Here is a 17533-nt window from a genome sequence, read left to right on the forward strand (position 1 = left end):
CAAAAAAAGCGAAACGAAACAACGGGGTGGGTGGGGTGCCCGCACGGCGGGCAAACTTTTTTGTGGCCTGGCTTCCTCTTGGCGCGCCCGACGTGCCGCTCGATGGGCGGTAAGCCGGTGCGAACGCCGCAGGAAGCCTGTTCGCGGGGTATTTTACTGATTTCGATACGGGGAGCAATTTGCCGGATGTCCGATCGGCCATTTGGTGGGGGGGCGGAGGGGCAAACCCTGCAACGCGAGCTACCCGGTCTCCGGCAGCTACCTCTAAGTCTGAAACAGGGGTAAGCCGAGCACGCGGCCATTCCGGCCGCGCTCACCGCTTACTTCCGCCGGCTCTCCAGCTCGTCCCACCGTTCCATCGCCACCAGCAACTCCTCGTCGATCGCCGCGTAGCGCGCCGTCAGCCGCGTGCCTTCCGCCGCATCCTTCGCGAAGATCGAACCATCTTCGAGTTGCGCGCCTATCGTCTTTTGCTCGGCTTCGAGCGCGGCGATCTGTGCCGGCAACGCATCCAGTTCGCGCTGCTCCTTGAACGACAACTTGGCCGCACGCGGCGTAGTGCGGGCTGCCGCCGCGCCGCCGCTGTCTTTCGACGCCACTTCCTTGGCGGCTTCCTTTTGCGCGTCCTGCGCCATCTGTTGCGAGCGGTCGCGCTGGATCTGCCAGTCGGTAAAGCCGCCGACGTACTCGCGCCACTTGCCGCCGCCTTCCGACGCGATCACCGAAGTCGCGACGTTATCCAGAAACGCGCGATCGTGGCTGACCAGCAGTACCGTGCCGTCGTACTCCGTGAGCAGTTCTTCGAGCAGTTCGAGCGTCGGGATGTCGAGGTCGTTGGTGGGTTCGTCGAGCACCAGCACGTTGGCCGGCCGCGCGAACAGACGCGCCAGCAGCAGACGGTTGCGCTCGCCGCCCGAGAGCGACTTGACCGGCGAACGCGCGCGCTCCGGCGCGAACAGGAAGTCGCCGAGATAGCTCATCACGTGCTTCTTCTGGCCGTTGACTTCGACCCATTCGCTGCCCGGGCTGATGGTATCGGCAAGACTCTTGTCCAGATCCAGTTGCGCGCGCATCTGGTCGAAATACGCGACCTGCAGATTGGTGCCGATGCGCACCGTGCCGTCGTCCGGCTGCAACTCGCCGAGGATCATCTTCAGCAGCGTGGTCTTACCCGCGCCGTTCGGGCCGACAAAACCGATCTTGTCGCCGCGCATGACCGTGGCGGTGAAGTTGTCCACCACCGTGCGCGAACCGTAGCGCTTGGTCACATCCGTCAGTTCGGCGACGATCTTGCCGGACTTCTCGCCCTGCCCCACGTCCAGCTTGACGTTGCCCTGCACGTTGCGACGCTCGGCGCGCTCGTTGCGCATCTGCACGAGCCGCGCAATCCGGCCAACGCTGCGCGTGCGGCGCGCTTCCACGCCCTTGCGAATCCACACTTCTTCCTGTGCCAGCAGCTTGTCGAACTTGGCCGCCTCCACCTGCTCGACTTCGAGCTGCTGCGCCTTGCGGGTCTGGTAGGCGCTGAAATTGCCCGGATACGACAGCAGGCGGCCGCGATCCAGTTCGACGATGCGGGTGGCGACGCGGTCCAGAAACGCGCGATCGTGGGTAATAAACAGCAGCCCGGCGCGCAGCGACACCAGTAAATCTTCGAGCCAGCGGATGCCGTCGAAGTCAAGGTGGTTGGTGGGTTCGTCCAGCAGCAGCACGTCCGGCTGCACGACCAGCGCCCGCGCCAGCGCCACGCGCTTTTGCATGCCGCCCGACAGCGAGCCGACCCGCGCCTCGCCGTTCAGGCCGATCTGCTGCAGCGTGGTGGCCACGCGCGTGCTCCAGTTCCAGGCGTCCGAATGGTCCAGCGCCGATTGCAGCGTGTTCATGCGCGACATGAGCGCGTCGTGCGCCGGGCCTTCGGGTTCGTCGGCAAGCTGGTTGGCGACCACGTCGTATTCATCCAGCAGCGCGCGGGCGTGCGTGAGGCCGGCGGCGACGGCGTCGAACACCGTGTCGTCCGTATCGAACTCCGGCTCTTGCGGCACGTAGACCGAAGTCAGGCCCTGCTGACGCGTGACGAGGCCGTCGTCAGGCTTGCTCAGATCGGCGACGATCTTCAGCAGCGACGACTTGCCCGCGCCATTGCGACCGATCAGCCCGACGCGCTCGCCCGCTTCGAGAGAGAAATCCGCGTGATCGAGCAACGCGACGTGACCGAACGCCAGTTGCGCCCCGGTAATGGTGTAAAGCGACATGGAGATTTGGAAGAGAAGACAGCAATGAGCCGGAACCGCTCATTGTACCGGGCGCGCGGGCGGATGCCTGGATGCCGGAAGATATAGGCCGAAAGGCCGGGGCGCTGGCCCTGTCGGGCATGCAGGCGTTTGACGCGAGGCTGCGGGCCCGGCTCTCGCCCGCGAACCGGCCACGTGGTGACGCTATGTGACCGTGCGGGTTCCGTGACGGCGTGCGGCGCCGCGGCATTGGCCCACATGGGCGCTTTGTCAAATTCCGGTAATATTGCGGGTCGCCGCGCGCCCCAAAAAGGGGCAGACTGCGCGGATTGTTGTCGCTGAACTGAAAAAGAGTGTGTCGTGAGCGAAGTCATTGTTGAGTACAAAAGCTGGGTCTGCCTGATTTGCGGCTGGATCTACAACGAAGAAGACGGTCTGCCGGAAGAAGGCATCGCGGCAGGCACGCGCTTCGCCGCCATCCCGGAAGACTGGCGCTGCCCGCTGTGCGATGTGGGTAAGGCGGAATTCGCGGTTGTGGAGTTCTGAAGCGACGCTGTAGAGGACGGCGCGCGGCCTGAGGGTGGCGGTGCGCGTTGATCTGAACGGCCCGGCAGGCCTGGTGTCTGCTGGGCCGTTTTGTTTTTGGAGGTTACGGTCGTAACGGCCTTAACGGTCGTGATAGCCGTCGCGGCCGGCGCCCGGGGTGCGCCGCGCTTCGTAGGCACGAATGGCTTTGTTCTGCGCGTTCATCAGTGACTGCATAGACGTCGCAACCGCTCTTCGAAAGGGCCGGCCACTGCCACGCAGAAAACACCCGGTAAGGTGCTGTCAAAAAACTTTGTTGTCCTGCATGAGTCTGTATTGGCCGATACCACTACGACTCAATTCGATATGCGCGCACCAATAGTTGGGATGCTTCTTGTTGCGGTAATTTGCGCGTTCGCGGTGACGTCATGTGATCTTGAGACCACCGAGGATTACATCTTCGACGACGCGCTCTATGGTCCGGACCCGTCGCAAACATGCTTCGAACACGCGCACTATCCGCTGGGCTTCAGCTTCAGGCCTGTGGTGCACGACGACTTTTGCCACGGCTTCGGGCGGTTGCAGGCCACCTATGCCCGCTATCGCTTCAGTTACGTGGATGCCATCGACGACGCAACGACGCTGCCTATGGAGCGGCTCGCGCTTGGGGAAGGGCGACGTCAGGACAGCCAACCGGATCGTACGGATTCCAGCGTGCCTGCTGGTAACCCCGCTGCGTCGCCAGATACCCAGCCTTAAGCACGCCGCTCTTGCATGAAGCCACAGAAGCTTTTACGTACTTGCGTCGCGTCGTGCCAGCTGACTGTGCAATTCAAGCGTCAATGCTTCGATACGCTCGCTCATCTGCTTTGTCAGAGCAGTGAGTTGCGTGTTCTGTTCAAGCAGTACCACAAGCTGCTCGGTCTGTTTCGCCGCCAACGCCTGGCGCTGCTCGTTTGCCGTCGCGATGTCTTCGCGATGGCGTGCGTCGGCATCGGAATGCGCCTTGTCGCGATCCGCCTGGCGGGTTTGCGCCAGCAGAATCAGCGGTGCAGCGTAGGCCGCCTGAAGGCTGAAAGCGAGATTCAAAAGAATGAACGGATAAACGTCGAACTTGGTAAAGCCCAACATGTTCACGGCAATCCAGACGGCAACAATCAGCGTCTGCGCAATCAGGAAAGTCGGTGTTCCAAAGAAGCGCGCGAAGCTCTCGGCCTTCAGCGCGAACCAGTCGTCGCCGAACACCGAGCCCAGATGGACATGCGGCATGTGGAACCGGTAATGATGATCGGCCTTCGTATTCCGCTGGGGACGTGGGGCGTTATTCGCGTCGCTCATGATGGTGACCTCTTGATCAAAGGTGGGGATGGAGCCGCGGGCGGAGCGGCTTTCGCGAAAGAAACCGCAGCGTCGCTGGGTGGGCACGGGCGACGTTGGGTTGAGGGTAGCATCGCTTCATAGCTGCTAAATGACAGTGGCTCGCGGTGGCGGAACGTGGTGGCGCACCCTTTGACTTCGGGTGTTTTTGCTATACTCTGCGCTCGCTTGCGCCTTGGGCTCGCCAGCGACTGCCTACTGGCAGGATTCAAGCCATGGTTTTCCCCGTCGCGGCAACGGTAGACGCCGCAGCAGCACTTTCTGACAAAGTGCTGTGGAGACGGCGGTAAACTGCGGTTCATGGCGGCGCTTCGCTTAGGACGAAGCAGAAAAGCCGCAAACGCCCACGGAGTCAGGTCACGCGAACTGTTGAATAGGTTTCTGCCCGCTCTGTTGATGGTCTATCTCCCCGTAGTTCAATGGATAGAACAAGTGCCTCCTAAGCGCTAGATACAGGTTCGATTCCTGTCGGGGGGACCACAAAACGATCCAACGAAGTCCAAAGAAATCCCCGAAACCCCGCCAAGCCAAGCTTTGCGGGGGTTTTCATTTCCGGCAACGTCCAAAGACAGTTCGTGGCATTCCCCACAGATCGCGATCAGGTGGCAAGCTGTATTGAACGGCTCGAAGAACTGGCGACAAATCGTCCGTTGATCATTGCCTCAATCGTTTAAGACGGCAGTTCGCTATGCACTTGTCACCGGAATATCGATTGCCGTGAACAACGCGGCGACTTCCGCTATTCGGCGGGTGCCTGTTTTGGCGAGAATGGATTTAATCTGACTGCGCACAGTGCTGATCTGCACGCCTCTGCGCGTCGCGTACTCTGTGGGCGTAAGTCCTTCGACCATTGCTGAGACAACCGCCATTTCCGCATGCGACAGGGCGAATGGGCGGCTGGTTGAGCGAGGCCATTCGACTTTGCGGAACGGTTGGCGTAGCAGCAGCATAGCCAGTGGTTGGGGGCGAGCAATCCCGGCCGCGAGCTGAGCGCTTAACGGTACGATCTGAATCTCTAGCGAACACAGACCGCTTGCTCCAGGCACATAGAGTGGCGCTGTTTCCGACGTCGAACTTTTTAAGCAGGCGAACTGAACCTGATGCGTCAGTTGCTGAGTAATTCTCTGCTCGGATAGTGTCAAGCGGTTGGCCCGGACATTGATCTCCGTGGACGAACGCAAGAGCGACCTCGCTGCCCCATTCAGATACTGAATATCCAGTCCGCAATCGACAATGAGAACGGCGCGTGGTAGCGCATCAAGTGCGGCAGTCGTGATCAACGAACTATTGTCGGTCTGCGCGGTGATATCTCGCACGCGGAATACGCCGGGCAAATGATTCAGCACCCGTTGCAGTTCGCCGACCGTCTCATCCTCATACGGCTGGTGGCCTACCGGACGATGCACGGCCAAAATAAGACGCCTGTTTCCATCAAGTAACGTTCCGCCGCACGAATAGCGGAGTCCCTCCCGAATATAAAAATCCTGATAGTACTCGCTGCGTTCCACAGCAGCGTCAGGCACGTAACGATGCATGGGATACATCGCTCCGGCAGCCCTCGCCAACAAGACGCCTCGAGCGAGGTCGAGACGGTGGTAGTGGCTGGCGTAATCCCGCGCCCAGTTCGGCCCGTACCCTGCGAAACGATATTCAAGAAAGTTGTTTGTCGTTGCGTCGTGCACAAAACAGTTGGCAGCCCGCCCGTCAGCGAGGGACGTCAATGCCCCAAGTGCCGCATCCCACTGAGTTGGGTCGACGGCAGCCGTGTAGAGCGCCGCAATCACCCTGTCGGCCGTCTCTTTCATGAAATCTCCCCGAGTGATGAGGGGTAATGCCGCTCAGCGGATCCCCCCAATCTATCCCCCATTTTGGGGATGCAGGCCAGCTTGAGTCAAGTTACCTTGGGCTGTCACTACGATCCGCCGAAGATAATCCGGAGTAGAAGTCATGAACCTTAAAAATACCATTCAGAATTATTTCAAAACGGGCTTCGCACGGATAGCCGCAACCTTATTTTCCCTTACGATTCTTGGTGCTTGCGGAGGAGGGGGTGGGTCCACGCCTGCGCCCTCGATCACCATGACATTCAGCCAACCGAAGATCGCTGTTGGCCAAAGCTCAACGCTCACCTGGTCTTCAACGAACACCACATCGTGCACGGCGTCTGGTGCATGGACAGGCGCGCAGGCCACATCGGGAACGGCGACAGAAACCGCAGCCTCCGGTGGCGCTGAAACATATACGTTGACTTGTTCTGGCTCTGGTGGACAGACTACCCAATCAACGACGCTTGCCGTACCTATCCCCGTGCAGGCCACTTCGTACCTGAACAAAATTACGGCAGCGGCGGCGATTGGCCCGCAACCTCTTCCATCAGAAGTAGCGAGCGGAAATGCGGTCGCGTTTGCCGACTTTTTTCAAGACGGCACCTATTCGATGGTGACGCACTCGCTTTTGTACAATGTGAATGATCCATCAACATCGACCGACTACGGACAGATTCACTTCTACAAGAATGTAAACGGCACATGGGTCGATCACACGGCCGACATTTTGTCGAACACCACTGGCTGCCTGCATCCGCGAAAGGCAATCGTTGCCGACTTCAATGGTGATGGGAAGCCCGATGTCTTTTTTTCCTGCACTGGTTTTGATGCCGCTCCGTTTCCAGGCGAGCAATCGCACGTGTTGCTCAGTCAGCCAGACGGTACCTATAAGAACGTGACTCTTGCATATACGGCCTATGCCCATGGTGCGTCAGCTGCTGATTTCGGCGGAAAGGGCTTTGCCGACATTGTCATAACTGATACGTCCATTCAACACACCCCGTATTTTCTCGTGAATAATGGTGATGGGACCTTTAGCCAGAACTTCACCCGGCTACCCACTGTTATTCCATATGGTTACGGCCAGATTCCGCTACAAGCGCCTGCGTCATCGTGTAATGGTTGCAATGCCAACATTTACGATGCGGAACTGATCGATTTAAAGAATATTGGAAAATACGATCTTTTCCTCATCGGCCTGGCACCGGATGGAACACAAGGCAACTGGGCTCCGACGATTTTCCATAACAATGATGACAACACCTACTCGGAATTGAACATCACAACGCTGCCGTATAACCAGCAATATCAACAAGCGCTGGATGTACTTTTTGTGAATGGTGCGATTTATACGACCAGCGTCCACGTGAACGATGGTGCAACGTCGACCTCAAGTACACCTCTCTATGGGTTCAGCGATATCGAAAAAGATAGTGGTACCAATTACCAGATGAATTCCACGATCTGGACTGGCATTTCTGATTTTTCGAATGGCTGGTCGTGGCTCAACTGGATCATCCCATATCAAGAAAATATCGATAGTTTGAACTCTAGTTACGGGGTTTCTGTCCCGCAGTAACTAATCGGCCCTTAAAAAATTCGGCTCGTGTTGGCCGCCTTTTGGACGTCAACCACCGACGAGCCGTAATTGGACATGCGACGAGAACTATATCGGGACTCACGCTTTATTTCTACCCCTAACCTTAAGATGAGACCGAACATGAAATTTCTGAGATTAGCTATATTAATTTCATCCTACTCATTCGCCATGAATTCTGCCCATGCAGTATGTGAAGAAGCGGGGACGCCATATCCGGTTCAGTGGCCCAGCGCCAATCAGCAATTTCAGAAAATAGTACAATCAAAAAACATAAAATTACTTCAATTCTGGGTGCAGCAATATAATGAACTCACATCGAATGCTGATTCAAACGGAAGTCCTCCAAGCGAGCGAGCCTTTGATTCTTGCTTTGCCTCAGCGTATGCAGAGGCATTAAACCAACTGCAAAACCCTCAAGTTTCCGCGTCAAATAATGCAAACCCATCAGCGGCCAACACGAAAGCTCAATCCAAGGAAAGTAATGTTCATTATCAGGCTCCGCGCGGGCGATGCCTGGCCCTGAAGGTTGAAGGTGATTCAATTCTCGTGGAGAACCATTGCGGTATTCCGATTGTTGGTCAGTTTTGTTTTATACATAGCCAACTCCATAGTTGCACTGACTCAACCGCTGCATCGTTTGGTCCGGTGGGTGCTGGCAACGAGGTGATGATCGCAACTACTACGGACACCAATCCGCGAAGCAACGAATTGAAATACGTTCTCTGCAACGCGGATGCTGCAGAACACGGTCAATGCGAGCCGCATCATCCTTAGCGTGGCAACGCCGGATCTAAACAATTTGCGGAAGTTCATGTAGCAAAGCGCCTAGACCCTGACGATATTGGGACTTTGCAAGAACTTCCCAAGCAACTGAAGAAAAATAAAATGAACAAAACGCTCTTAGCAATGATTTTTTCTTCCCTTCTTTGGCCGGTAATCGCCGATGCTCAATCCTGCGATTTCGATAAGATCGTAGGTACTTGCACGGCGAACTACGTGCTGCAGAATGTTAGAAATGATCCGAACAAGGTTAACTCTGCTGCTGAAGTTAAGGTAACAAGCTCGGGCGGCGAATGTTCAAAGGTCACTTTCTATGTCGACTCGACGCCGTACCTATCCGTTTTCGATCATAAAAGCACCGTAGTCGAGCAAATTTTTGGTACGACGACAATTGCAAGTCAATCTGTGTCGATTGATAGCTGCCAAACCTATGCAACAAAGGACGATAGCAAAAAGGATAACAGCGAAGAAAAAGGGACCAGCGACGATACCGGTGAAGTATCAAAGATGTTTAACGACGCTGAAGCCAATCCAAATTTCGATCCAGCCGAGTCCGATGCGAGATTCGATCAGCTGATTGGTGGTGGGTCTTCGAGCAATCAGGCTAACGATGGATCTTCCGGCGATGGCGCGTCTTCCGGCAATCAGATATTGGGGGCATTTCTTAGCGTGCTCGGCGGAGCTGCTCAAGGACTATCGGCAGTGCAAGCAGCCAATGGTGTTCGCGCAGCGGCAGCGGCGGCTCCCGTCGTCACAAAAATGTTGCCCGCTGCGACAGCGGCAAGCGTTGCAACAAAACCAAACTATTCCGCTCCGACTCAGCAGTTTGGGCCAGCGCCAACCAATGTGCCCGGTCAGGGTGGATCTTCCTCAAATATTTGTATTTCCAATCCAAATGCGGTGGTAAACGGTGTGGCAGGTTGGTGCTATAAATAGCCCGCTTACACGATGCCCATGGAGCAAGTTGACCTGCCCTCTTTCCTAGAACATACATCATGAATATAACGACACAATTCCGAGCAATAGCCGTTGTCAGTCTCGTTCTCCTACTTCAAGCCTGCGCAGCCTCTCCTCCACAGCAGTTAGGCATGGATGACGGAATTCTTCAGACGCAAATCCAGTCAAAAGCTACGAAAGTTTTAAATGGCAAAAATGTGCGTCTTACGGTAATCTTAAGCAAGAACACGATTGAAAATATAAATTACCTGGAAGGATTAAAAACAAGTTTTGACAAAAAAATATTTCACAGCACCATCGACAAAACTCTTGCCGAAGAAACAGATCCAAATTATTTTATTCAGTGGGTAACAAAATCACTTACCACCAATTTCGGAGAAGTTAAATTTTACGACAATCCTGCTCAAGCAAAAAAATCCAAACCAGACGAATTTGCCATAGTTAATATATATTTTGATCCGCTCGCCCCAAATTCAAAATATGAAGAAGCAGATATAAAAATTGAATTTTTTGATCGAAATTTCAACTATGTCGCTGCTGCGAATGGCACTGGAAGAATTTCCGCCGATCATTGGGGATCCCCCAGCAGCTCTGGATTTGCTAAAATAAGAAAGCATCAAGCTCAAGTTCGCGCCACGTCATTGATGACGATGGATCGATCCCTGTCGGGGATACTTGTTAATCCAGTGAACTGGCATCCCATAAAAAATACTGACGACAGCAAATAGAGGTCTAAAACGACAATCCGTTACGGCTCTGCTTTTGTGCGATGATGAATTCTGTCGATTGTTTGTCGCCACTGCAAAGCCAAACGAGTTGCATAACTGCTTGAATCGTTGAAGCCGAATTCCCCGCCAGTCCGGTCGTATGCCGTTGTCGAGAAGTCCGACCGTCCGTTCAAGGTCGACTTCCGCAGGTCGCTGACAATCTGCTAATCGACTACGCGGCGTCCGCTGCAGCCTTGGCAATAGTCGGGTGTGACACGCCGTACTCCTTTGCGAGCCCGCGTGCGGTCGCACCGGCGGCCAACTTCACCTTGATTTCCGCGCGTTGCGTCGGCGTTAACGACAGCGGGCGACCGGAAATCCGCCCCTCTGCCTTGGCCCTTGCAAGTCCTGCGTACGTGCGCTCCACCAACTGATCACGTTCGAACTGCGCGAACGCGGCGAACACGCGCAACACGAGATCGCCGGCCGCGCTCGTGACCTCCATGACAGGCAAATCCAGGACGATGACCGCGACCTTCATGTCTCGCAGCATCGCGACCGTCGCATCTATGTCGCGCGCGTTCCGTCCCAGTCGATCTAGCTTTGTCACGACGAGCTTGTCCCCTTCATCTAGCTTGCCTACCAGCTTGGCAAACATCGGGCGTTCCATCGCGGCGACCGTACCGCTGATGGTCTCCGCGTAGACGTGACGGTTTGCCACGACGTAGCCCGCCTTTTCGGCGAGCATGATCTGGTTCGCTGTCGTTTGGTCGCCGGTGCTGACCCGCGCATACAAAAAGGTCTTGGACATGTCGCGCTCATTGGAAAGATAACGTGGAAATTATCCATGTGGAAATCAATTCAGCAATGCGGACTTTGTTTCCATTTTTCCTGTGTTTTTTGTGGCGGTAAAAAAGCGGTAGTTTAATTACCGCGAGGCCCGGCACATCCGCCCAAGCCATCTAGCTGCCTCGTCGCCATTGATTTGCACTTCACAGACACCACCTGATTCTTTTGGTAGTCCAAGGAGGGCCGCCGCGCGGGGAAACGGCGGGTGTACAGCGGCGGCGCGCGAATCATGGATTGATGGGAAATTTTTCGATCCGGTCGATTAGATCAGGTGGCGGCATAATCAGCAGAACCGTGACTTCCAGGACGAGTCGTGAACATTAGCTCTGCCACCCTGCCGGCGATCCTCGCCGCGCTAGCATCTGGCGTGTTCGCCCTTGTGGGCGTAATCGTCACGTCGTTCCTTGCGCAAAGACGTGAGCACGAGACCGAATGGCGGCAAACGCGAGCTGCACATTATCAGGAATACGTCTCGGCACTCTCGGCTATTGTCTCGGGACGTTCAACGCCTGCGGCTCAAGAACGCTACGCCGACTCCGTAAACGCCTTCGCACCGGTTGCTCCTCCGGCAGTTTTAGATGCAGTCGACGCGTTCCAAAAAGAAATCTCAATTCGCAACACAGAGCGAGACGATGTTCGGCACGACGCCCTGTTGAGCGCAGCCATCCAGGCGATGCGTGATGATATTCAGCCGACTAGTATCCGCAAGCCGCCTCGCGCTTTTCGCCTCTTAGCTCCGCCGCCGGTCGCCAAATGAGACCAGCCATTCCCATCGGGCTTGAAGCATGGCACTGCAACATACGGATTCGCAGGAAAACGAAATCACTCCTGTCACAAAGGACGAACTGTGAAATTTAGTCAACGTCAGGGCATCACACCGTTACCCGACGCACTGAAACCTGAGGCGATGCCTCCCGAACTGCGCAACGCGCTTTGGAATTGTCTGTTGCCATGGCTCCGGCGAGCGCCAGAGAGCGAGCTGCTTCAGGCAATTTGGCGAGACCATTGGAAGGCTCCCATAGACGCGATCCCGTTCAAAGAGAGCTATACAGGCATTAGCTTCGGAGATGCGTGGCGAATGGTGCGCGAGAATTTCTTCAAAGTCCCGTGGCATGGTGTCTATGACTTCTTAGAATTCTTTATCGGCATGGGCCTTTCAGGTCGCCAGTTAGGATCGGCGGTCGATGAAGTTCTCGCGAAAGAGCTTGCGGCATATCGCGTCGTAAATCAGCGGATAGTACCGGTCACAAATGAGCAAGAAATCAAAGCGTTAGAGGAGGCGCTTTCGGACAGAGGTGCGTTTGCGCTAGTTGCCACTCATCTTGCGTCAGCGCTTAATCATCTCAGCAACAGGCAGAACCCTGACTATCGAAATTCCATCAAAGAGTCCATTTCGGCAGTGGAGGCGATTGCCAAGGTCATAAGCCGGAAAGAAAAGGCGGAACTCGGGGATGCGCTCGCGGCTCTGGAACAAACAGGCAAACTACACGGTGCCTTGCGCAAAGGCTATACGGCTCTCTACGGGTATACCAGCGGCGCTAGCGGAATCCGCCATGCGCTAATGGACGAATCGAATTTGACTGCTGATGATGCGAAGTATTTTCTGCTCGCGTGCACGGCGTTCGTGAACTATTTGAAAACGCTGGCATGAGTGATCCCATTCGCAGAGTTGCCACCGGGAACCGCGATAATGTCGCGAGGCAAGACCTTCTGATGCCTCCTCACCTGCACGGAACGGCGCGTAACATGGCAGACAAAAGCTCTGAACTTTTATCCATCGTTGAACAACTTCTGAGCGAGCTTTACGCAAGTACGGACGTGTTGCGGTTCTCATTCGATTCAGAGCAAGGGCTTCAAGCAACGAACCTCTATCTTCGCGTACTCGATCTTGCCCGATCCTGTGTTGTGTTAGCTCGCGCCGGCCACCTCGCAGCGTTGCGTATTGTATTACGGCCGCTACTGAGCGCATCCGCTGACCTGGTGAATGTCTCGAAAGACCCAAGTTATCCCGCGAGCATGTTCTGTACATGCCGCGCCCAAAGCGTGCACCTGTTCAAGCGCGCTATTGATGAAGCTCCGCCCGATTCGTATCTGAAGCAAATAGTTGAAAAATACGATCTTGTGCAGAAAAAAAGAGAGCACGAGTCGGAGATCGCTAAATACAAGGCGGAGGGAGGGAAAAACCTGACTGATCGCAGCAGGTTCGAACAGGCCGGCATGTTGGACGCGTACTTCACCGACTATTGGTTCTTGTCGCTGGAAACGCATAACGATCCGCACGTGCTTCAAGCTCACCATGTGGATCAACGCACCGAGCCACCCCGACTCGTCTATGACAAGCCTGCCGTTCATGAAGAGATGGAAAACTGTGTTTGGTCTATAGCGACGACCCTGAAGCGCGCACACGCGGCCGTGTCCCAAGCGCTCTCCAGCGTACCGAATGAAAGCATTGAAAGGACGTTTTCGTTGCTTGATCGGTGGGAGAATGACACGTCCATCGAAACGTAGAATGATGGGCACGACAGCTCTATGGTAAATGCGGACTAACTAACAACCCGTCTACCTTCGCGGATGAGAGCGAGGAAAACCTTAAGCGCCAATCATCGAGATGCCTAAGCATTGCAGTCGAACGGCCTGCAGCCGTACATGGTCTCCTCAGGGAACGTTCGACTGTACGACGACATGTTTCATCACCACGTCAGAGACTTGTCCCCCAGTTCAGATTAGGTCCTAGCAATCAGCATTTGGGGGTATGTTTGGGGGTATCCACCCTCACTCGACGCGGCACAACCCATATAGAATATAGGCCATAGACGACAATGTGAGTGCTGTCGGGGGGACCAGCAGCAGGCCTCGCAGCACATCTTCCAGAATCCCACACAAAGCCCCGTCATTCGCCCGAAACGGGGCTTTTTGCTTGAGTCACCACGTCAAGCCACAACGACCACCGCCCCCAATCTTTCACCCCCTTCGTCCCCCGCAAAACCGCCCCCTCCCCATGCTATGTTCGCCCCTCCCAGGTTCACGCACACCTACCCAGAAACAGACGGACAAACTAAATGGAGCGGTTTTTCATGGCACGCGGCAGCGCAGTGACGTACTTACTGGGTCAACGTCGCGCGTGGTTTGCAAAAATCTCCGCGGCGCAAAGCGGCAACGTCGAAATGGAGTCACGGCAGATCGAACTCATCGAACGTCTGATACTCGATGTCCGCGCGGGCCGCGTTCGCACCTTTGAGCTAACGCAGCCGAAACCTGTCACGATCTTCGTCACCAACTAGCGAACCTGGCGAACCACCAAGGTCTCTCTTAACCAATCCGCAATCTCACCCAGCGTTTCCACCCCCTGCGGAAACCGTGCGACCTGGCTCGGCGTCACCGGAAAGTTATGTCCCATATCCGGCGCATGCAGATGGCTTACCGCCACCCCCGCCGCCGTCAACTTCTCCGCATAGGCGATGCCCTCATCGCGCAACACGTCGTAGTGCGCGGTGGTCACCAACGTAGGCGGCAACGCAGGCACTTCGCGCAACCTCAACGGCGCGATACTCGGATCATCCGCCGAAACGCCGGGCGCATATTGCGTCCAGAACCAGCGCATCAGATTGGCCTCGAGCCCGAAGCCGCTCGCGTTCTCCGCATAGGACGGATGATCCGCACCCGGATGATCCGTGACGGGATAAAGCAGCAGCAACGCACGCAACGCCTGCGCATGCTCTTTCACCGGCGCCACAGAGCAAATCCGGTTCGCTATCACCGCAGCCAGATTCGCACCGGCACTGTCACCACCCAAAGCGAGCCGCGACGCGTCGCCACCCCACTCATGCGCATGCTCGGCCACCCACTCGAAAGCCGCCAGCGTATCGTCCAGCGCCGCCGGGTAGGGATGCTCCGGCGCGAGCCGATACTCGACCGACACAATGATCACCCCCGCCGCCTCGCTCAGCAGACGACAAAACGGATCGACGGTCGCCACCGCCCCGACCACCCACCCGCCGCCATGCGTGTACACCACCACGGGCCGAGAAGCGCTGTCGCCCAGCGGCACATAAACTCGCGCCCCCAGACCGGCGGCAATCTCCACATCGCGCGTCTCGACGCCATTGGGCAACCCGGCAATCGACACCCGGCTCTCCAGCGCACGCATCATGAAACCGCGCGCCATCCGCACCCGTTCCTCGTTCGTCATTGCCGGAGGCAATGCGCCCGTGGCAACAGCCTGCTCATCCAGCAAACGACGCACCGCTGCATCAAACGGCTTACGCTCTGTCATAACGGATCCTCGGGCCACGCCACCCATGATCGAAGTGGATGAAAAATACCGCAAAAGTGCATCACCTGCACGGCACACGCAGTCAGTCCCCCTACAACCCTTCCCCAAAGCAAACAGGCCCGCATCTCCTTCGAGATGCAGGCCTGTTTATCATCGACAACCGCCAACCACAGACACCCTAAACTATCCGCAGTCGCGTCAGCCGCAATCCATTAACGAGCGTTATAAACCGGCGGCGAGTACGTGCTAACGGTCGTTTCGCTCCGCTGTCCCGCCTGACTCGAACCGCTGACGCCCGGACCATAACCCGTCGCATCCGCTTGTGCCGTACCGTTTTGTGCGGCCACACGCGCTTCCGCGGCTTGAAGGTCTGCCGGGTAGTCGTTGTCGTTCGCCGTCGCCGGGTTGTAGCCGGCCTTCTCGAGTTGAATCAGTTCGCTGCGAACCTGCGCACGCGTCACCGGTTCATTCGTCTGAGCAAACGAAACGATCGGGGCAGCCAAAACAGCAGCAATAGCAACAGCCTTGATGAGCGATTTCATGGTGATACCTCCAGAGATTGTTTTGTGCAGCGCTACAAACGTGAATGTCTGCAGCCGGTAAGAACAGTCTAGAAGGCTTGTACCCCGGGGTGAAGACCGCGATTTCGAATTCACTGTTGTCGCAAATATCACAATCGCGGCCATGCGCGTCGCGGCCGCCCGGGCGCCGGTTCGCAGAGCACGAATTGACCCAATAATGCCGCCGTATTCGTCCGATTGACCCACATGGCGCACGCGTACTCTTCAATCCATGCGCTGCCTCGACCGCGTGAAATTGGACGGATTCCTACCTAATGAAAGCCGGTAGACGTCCCGACCACGCGTCCACGAAACCGCGCCATTCATCAGACGTAACGCACACGGCTGGACCGGCCGGCAGGACACACGGGGACATTTATGAACACGTTTATCGACGAAGGCATCGCGCATATCGCTCGCGTGATGCGGCCGGCCTTGTATGGGGATCTCGGCGGCTCGTATCTGCCGTCCGCTTATTGGCGTCAGCGTCTTTATCAGATTCTCGACACCACGCACCTCACGAATGCGCAGTTACGCACCGTCGATAGTCTGCTGCTCGAACTGGACGAGTTCGATCTCTGCACCAGGCTGCCCGCGTCGCAACAGCCGCAGCTTCAACTGGTCCAGTAACGCATCGCCCTCATCGCAAGAAGCGACCACCGGAGCTGACCGCAAGTCAAGAAAAGCGACTGTCTGTCAAGCCGGGGCTACCGTCGGCCATCCGCGACGCGCGGCTTGCCGCAGCGATGCTTCAACCACCAGGCGATGGAACGGTGCGATCAGCGTAATGTAGGTCCGCCCCAGACGGTTATGGCAATGCACGACCGTTGAGACAACCAGATACGGGCGCGGCCCAGTTGAAAGCGTCCTCATCTCGCGCATCACCGACAGCCGGAAGTCGAGATGCCTGTCGTCCTCGCCCAGAATGATCTCGTGCGGACGCCGCTCATAAATCCTGAAGATATCGACACGCTCGTCGCCCACCGGCTTGGGCGACGAGCGCAACTGCTTCGCGGTCTTGATACCGAAGCGGACAACCAGCGCATCGCGCACCGACAGGAGCCCCGCCACCCAGGAAGGTTGATGGGCAAACAGGAATCGCGCTAGCAACTCGGGATCCGCGATCGCATCCTCGGGCAAACGGATGGCGAAAGCATCCGCCAGATACGGCGCATCGTAGATCCCCGCCACACGCGAATCGCCAGGAACCGACACTGGCGCGACCGACCATTCTGTTGTTTGCATGACTGCTGACATCCCAGTGAAAATCGACACTCAACCGCACAAGCGAGCGGTCGTTCGCCATACCGCATCGTCCATTCAACCAATCGATTAGGATTGGCTAATATCTCGTCCCTCGAAGCATCCGCTTACCGACGCGGTTTCCCGCGTCGCAGCATCGCAACGCCCACCTCACTGCAGCCACTTGCGCACGTCCTGCTCCCACGCAGGCTCTCCACAGGCGGCAGGATTCTCCGGTCCCAGCACGGTAATGTAGCCGCGCGTCTTCATGCACGCTTCATACGCCCGCACTTTCGCGCAGCGGCCCGGCCCCGCGCTTTGGGCGGTGGCCTTGCAGGCGGCGATGGAATGGTCCATCGGCCCAAAGTCCAGATCGTCGGCTCGCGACGTATCAGGCGCGTCGGCCCCCGTGGCGGAAAACTCAACCGGACCGGCCTGCGTGCATGCCGTGAGCGATAGGGCCGCCAGCATGGCGCCCATCAGCAGAAGTGAACTGCGCAATGTCATCGTCCCCTCTCCGTTCGTCTTGACCGGCACATGATACGCCGGGCCTCAACCTTGACGAATCTGCGCAGCGGTGCCGGCCGGCTTCTTTTCGGCGATAAT

The 17533-nt window shown here is 56.7% G+C and carries 19 protein-coding genes and 1 tRNA gene; 12 read left to right on the plus strand and 8 right to left on the minus strand.

The genetic code is table 11. The features are described from left to right. Positions 1–320: 320 nt before the first annotated feature. The gene (locus P3T42_RS20440; protein WP_074302011.1) at positions 321–2252 is read right to left on the minus strand and encodes an ATP-binding cassette domain-containing protein; all 1932 of its coding nucleotides are present in this window, start codon (positions 2250–2252) and stop codon (positions 321–323) included. 339 nt (positions 2253–2591) lie between these two features. On the opposite strand from P3T42_RS20440, the gene P3T42_RS20445 reads away from it, so the two are divergent. Together P3T42_RS20445 and P3T42_RS20450 are read left to right on the plus strand one after the other, a co-directional pair. Further along, complete coding sequence (locus P3T42_RS20445) at positions 2592–2777, plus strand: rubredoxin (protein WP_074302012.1); 186 nt, start codon at positions 2592–2594, stop codon at positions 2775–2777. Positions 2778–3092: 315 nt separating this feature from the next. Then, positions 3093–3515 (plus strand): hypothetical protein, encoded by a 423-nt coding sequence (locus P3T42_RS20450; RefSeq protein ID WP_083640793.1) that lies wholly within the window; start codon positions 3093–3095, stop codon positions 3513–3515. A gap of 33 nt (positions 3516–3548) precedes the next feature. Here the strand turns inward: P3T42_RS20450 and P3T42_RS20455 are convergent, their stop codons facing one another. Next, positions 3549–4181 carry a DUF1003 domain-containing protein gene (locus P3T42_RS20455; RefSeq protein ID WP_429307069.1) on the minus strand — a complete coding sequence of 211 codons (633 nt, stop codon included), beginning with the start codon at positions 4179–4181 and terminating at the stop codon, positions 3549–3551. Between the two features lie 357 nt (positions 4182–4538). Between P3T42_RS20455 and P3T42_RS20460 the strand changes: the two genes are divergently transcribed. Further along, positions 4539–4613, plus strand: a tRNA-Arg gene (locus tag P3T42_RS20460). Positions 4614–4819: 206 nt separating this feature from the next. Here the strand turns inward: P3T42_RS20460 and P3T42_RS20465 are convergent. Beyond that, a complete protein-coding gene (locus P3T42_RS20465) occupies positions 4820–5938 on the minus strand; it encodes a helix-turn-helix transcriptional regulator (RefSeq protein ID WP_429307070.1) in 1119 nt (372 codons plus the stop codon). A gap of 142 nt (positions 5939–6080) precedes the next feature. Here P3T42_RS20465 and P3T42_RS20470 point away from each other — a divergent pair, with 142 nt between their 5' ends. From P3T42_RS20470 to P3T42_RS20485, 4 genes are all read left to right on the plus strand, one after another. After that, positions 6081–7538, plus strand: a complete 1458-nt coding sequence (locus P3T42_RS20470) for an FG-GAP repeat domain-containing protein (protein WP_429307071.1) — start codon at positions 6081–6083, stop codon at positions 7536–7538. A 141-nt stretch (positions 7539–7679) separates the two neighbouring features. Continuing rightward, positions 7680–8333, plus strand: a complete 654-nt coding sequence (locus P3T42_RS20475; protein WP_429307072.1) for a hypothetical protein — start codon at positions 7680–7682, stop codon at positions 8331–8333. 75 nt (positions 8334–8408) lie between these two features. Further along, the gene (locus P3T42_RS20480; RefSeq protein ID WP_429307073.1) at positions 8409–9275 is read left to right on the plus strand and encodes a hypothetical protein; all 867 of its coding nucleotides are present in this window, start codon (positions 8409–8411) and stop codon (positions 9273–9275) included. Positions 9276–9334: 59 nt separating this feature from the next. After that, positions 9335–10024, plus strand: coding sequence for a hypothetical protein (locus P3T42_RS20485; protein WP_429307074.1), 690 nt, complete (start codon positions 9335–9337; stop codon positions 10022–10024). A 211-nt stretch (positions 10025–10235) separates the two neighbouring features. On the opposite strand, the gene P3T42_RS20490 is transcribed toward P3T42_RS20485, so the two are convergent. Continuing rightward, entirely contained in the window at positions 10236–10814 is a 579-nt protein-coding gene (locus P3T42_RS20490; protein WP_429307075.1) for a recombinase family protein, read from the minus strand. A gap of 351 nt (positions 10815–11165) precedes the next feature. Here P3T42_RS20490 and P3T42_RS20495 point away from each other — a divergent pair, with 351 nt between their 5' ends. From P3T42_RS20495 to P3T42_RS20510, 4 genes are all read left to right on the plus strand, one after another. Further along, positions 11166–11609: a hypothetical protein gene (locus tag P3T42_RS20495; protein ID WP_429307076.1), complete on the plus strand. Its 444-nt coding sequence runs from the start codon at positions 11166–11168 to the stop codon at positions 11607–11609. Between the two features lie 90 nt (positions 11610–11699). After that, complete coding sequence (locus P3T42_RS20500) at positions 11700–12503, plus strand: AbiJ-NTD4 domain-containing protein (protein ID WP_429307077.1); 804 nt, start codon at positions 11700–11702, stop codon at positions 12501–12503. Between the two features lie 95 nt (positions 12504–12598). Then, positions 12599–13360 (plus strand): DUF5677 domain-containing protein, encoded by a 762-nt coding sequence (locus P3T42_RS20505; RefSeq protein ID WP_429307078.1) that lies wholly within the window; start codon positions 12599–12601, stop codon positions 13358–13360. A 566-nt stretch (positions 13361–13926) separates the two neighbouring features. After that, entirely contained in the window at positions 13927–14133 is a 207-nt protein-coding gene (locus P3T42_RS20510; RefSeq protein WP_429307079.1) for a hypothetical protein, read from the plus strand. On the opposite strand, the gene P3T42_RS20515 is transcribed toward P3T42_RS20510, so the two are convergent. After that, complete coding sequence (locus P3T42_RS20515; RefSeq protein ID WP_429307080.1) at positions 14130–15125, minus strand: alpha/beta hydrolase; 996 nt, start codon at positions 15123–15125, stop codon at positions 14130–14132. The two genes, P3T42_RS20510 and P3T42_RS20515, sit on opposite strands and share 4 nt — an antisense overlap. A 212-nt stretch (positions 15126–15337) precedes the next feature. Further along, positions 15338–15667, minus strand: a complete 330-nt coding sequence (locus P3T42_RS20520) for a DUF4148 domain-containing protein (protein ID WP_074302020.1) — start codon at positions 15665–15667, stop codon at positions 15338–15340. Positions 15668–16063: 396 nt separating this feature from the next. Between P3T42_RS20520 and P3T42_RS20525 the strand changes: the two genes are divergently transcribed. Next, on the plus strand, positions 16064–16315 hold the full coding sequence (locus P3T42_RS20525) for a hypothetical protein (RefSeq protein ID WP_429307081.1): 252 nt from the start codon (positions 16064–16066) through the stop codon (positions 16313–16315). Positions 16316–16381: 66 nt separating this feature from the next. Here P3T42_RS20525 and P3T42_RS20530 read toward each other — a convergent pair whose 3' ends face one another. Both P3T42_RS20530 and P3T42_RS20535 read right to left on the minus strand, forming a co-directional pair. Further along, positions 16382–16930 (minus strand): DUF2867 domain-containing protein, encoded by a 549-nt coding sequence (locus tag P3T42_RS20530; RefSeq protein WP_429307082.1) that lies wholly within the window; start codon positions 16928–16930, stop codon positions 16382–16384. Positions 16931–17098: 168 nt separating this feature from the next. Continuing rightward, a complete protein-coding gene (locus P3T42_RS20535; RefSeq protein WP_074302023.1) occupies positions 17099–17434 on the minus strand; it encodes a hypothetical protein in 336 nt (111 codons plus the stop codon). Between the last annotated feature and the right edge of the window lie 99 nt (positions 17435–17533).

Origin of the sequence: Paraburkholderia sp. GAS38 (assembly GCF_050434965.1) — a bacterium.
Taxonomy (GTDB): domain Bacteria; phylum Pseudomonadota; class Gammaproteobacteria; order Burkholderiales; family Burkholderiaceae; genus Paraburkholderia; species Paraburkholderia phenazinium_A.

Bases quoted from the DNA above. Each gene is read 5' to 3' on its own strand.
- P3T42_RS20440 (WP_074302011.1), bottom strand. From the start codon at position 2,252: ATGTCGCTTTACACCATTACCGGGGCGCAACTGGCGTTCGGTCACGTC.
- P3T42_RS20465 (WP_429307070.1), bottom strand. From the start codon at position 5,938: ATGAAAGAGACGGCCGACAGGGTGATTGCGGCGCTCTACACGGCTGCC.
- P3T42_RS20470 (WP_429307071.1), top strand. From the start codon at position 6,081: ATGAACCTTAAAAATACCATTCAGAATTATTTCAAAACGGGCTTCGCA.
- P3T42_RS20475 (WP_429307072.1), top strand. From the start codon at position 7,680: ATGAAATTTCTGAGATTAGCTATATTAATTTCATCCTACTCATTCGCC.
- P3T42_RS20485 (WP_429307074.1), top strand. From the start codon at position 9,335: ATGAATATAACGACACAATTCCGAGCAATAGCCGTTGTCAGTCTCGTT.
- P3T42_RS20490 (WP_429307075.1), bottom strand. From the start codon at position 10,814: ATGTCCAAGACCTTTTTGTATGCGCGGGTCAGCACCGGCGACCAAACG.
- P3T42_RS20505 (WP_429307078.1), top strand. From the start codon at position 12,599: ATGGCAGACAAAAGCTCTGAACTTTTATCCATCGTTGAACAACTTCTG.
- P3T42_RS20510 (WP_429307079.1), top strand. From the start codon at position 13,927: ATGGCACGCGGCAGCGCAGTGACGTACTTACTGGGTCAACGTCGCGCG.
- P3T42_RS20515 (WP_429307080.1), bottom strand. From the start codon at position 15,125: ATGACAGAGCGTAAGCCGTTTGATGCAGCGGTGCGTCGTTTGCTGGAT.
- P3T42_RS20520 (WP_074302020.1), bottom strand. From the start codon at position 15,667: ATGAAATCGCTCATCAAGGCTGTTGCTATTGCTGCTGTTTTGGCTGCC.
- P3T42_RS20525 (WP_429307081.1), top strand. From the start codon at position 16,064: ATGAACACGTTTATCGACGAAGGCATCGCGCATATCGCTCGCGTGATG.
- P3T42_RS20530 (WP_429307082.1), bottom strand. From the start codon at position 16,930: ATGCAAACAACAGAATGGTCGGTCGCGCCAGTGTCGGTTCCTGGCGAT.
- P3T42_RS20535 (WP_074302023.1), bottom strand. From the start codon at position 17,434: ATGACATTGCGCAGTTCACTTCTGCTGATGGGCGCCATGCTGGCGGCC.